This is a genomic window from Paracoccus luteus, assembly GCF_004522155.1.
Taxonomy (GTDB): domain Bacteria; phylum Pseudomonadota; class Alphaproteobacteria; order Rhodobacterales; family Rhodobacteraceae; genus Paracoccus; species Paracoccus luteus.
Genome location: NZ_SDEA01000034.1, coordinates 1 through 811 on the forward strand (window position 1 = coordinate 1; position 811 = coordinate 811).

General features: G+C 51.3%; 1 pseudogene. It reads left to right on the forward strand.

Annotated features, from left to right (window positions below):
* Positions 1-365 precede the first annotated feature (365 nt).
* Positions 366-668 (forward strand): annotated as a pseudogene (locus tag EPA64_RS16150) (IS4 family transposase); the annotation flags it as partial.
* Between the last annotated feature and the right edge of the window lie 143 nt (positions 669-811).

Sequence of the window (811 nt, forward strand, 5' to 3'; positions counted from 1 at the left end):
CCTAGCGCCCGCTCCTTTCGCTTTCTTCCCTTCCTTTCTCGCCACGTTCGCCGGCTTTCCCCGTCAAGCTCTAAATCGGGGGCTCCCTTTAGGGTTCCGATTTAGTGCTTTACGGCACCTCGACCCCAAAAAACTTGATTAGGGTGATGGTTCACGTAGTGGGCCATCGCCCTGATAGACGGTTTTTCGCCCTTTGACGTTGGAGTCCACGTTCTTTAATAGTGGACTCTTGTTCCAAACTGGAACAACACTCAACCCTATCTCGGTCTATTCTTTTGATTTATAAGGGATTTTGCCGATTTCGGCCTATTGGTTAAAAAATGAGCTGATTTAACAAAAATTTAACGCGAATTTTAACAAAATTCAGGGCGCAAGGGCTGCTAAAGGAAGCGGAACACGTAGAAAGCCAGTCCGCAGAAACGGTGCTGACCCCGGATGAATGTCAGCTACTGGGCTATCTGGACAAGGGAAAACGCAAGCGCAAAGAGAAAGCAGGTAGCTTGCAGTGGGCTTACATGGCGATAGCTAGACTGGGCGGTTTTATGGACAGCAAGCGAACCGGAATTGCCAGCTGGGGCGCCCTCTGGTAAGGTTGGGAAGCCCTGCAAAGTAAACTGGATGGCTTTCTTGCCGCCAAGGATCTGATGGCGCAGGGGATCAAGATCTGATCAAGAGACAGGATGAGGATCGTTTCGCATGATTGAACAAGATGGATTGCACGCAGGTTCTCCGGCCGCTTGGGTGGAGAGGCTATTCGGCTATGACTGGGCACAACAGACAATCGGCTGCTCTGATGCCGCCGTGTTCCGGC